The sequence below is a fragment of the Treponema sp. R80B11-R83G3 genome (genome assembly GCF_054786115.1).
The window spans coordinates 1-387 of the sequence record NZ_BDHF01000562.1 but is presented as its reverse complement, the minus strand read 5'-3'; the positions used below and the strand labels follow the sequence as shown (position 1 = coordinate 387).

1 protein-coding gene is annotated in these 387 nt (G+C 32.3%); it reads left to right on the top strand.

What is annotated here, in order from left to right; all coding sequences use genetic code 11:
- Positions 1 to 387, top strand: a 387-nt coding sequence (locus tag ACYVRH_RS14980; protein ID WP_461257649.1) for an adenine-specific methyltransferase EcoRI family protein, incomplete at both ends; no start/stop codon positions are given.

Here is a 387-nt window from a genome sequence, read left to right as displayed (position 1 = left end):
ATTATGGCTTGGGCCGAGTATTACCAGTGGTGATCGTGAATTTGTCATTCCAGCAGATATTGTAGATAAAAATAAATTTACAGGTGAAATTCGTAAGAATGAAAAAGGTGAGGATGTATATTTTCAAAAAGTAGTTGGTGTAAGATGGTATACAAATCTTGATCATGGACGCCGTCATCAAAAAATACCATTAATGACAGAAGCAGAAAATATAAAATTCAGTAAGCATAAAGAAATAAAAGGTAAAGATTATATAAAATATGAAAATTACGATGCTATTGAAGTGCCCTATGTTGACGCAATCCCTTCTGATTACAAAGGAATTATGGGTGTACCAATTTCAGTTTTAGATAAATATTCCCCTGAACAATTTGAGATATTGGGAAC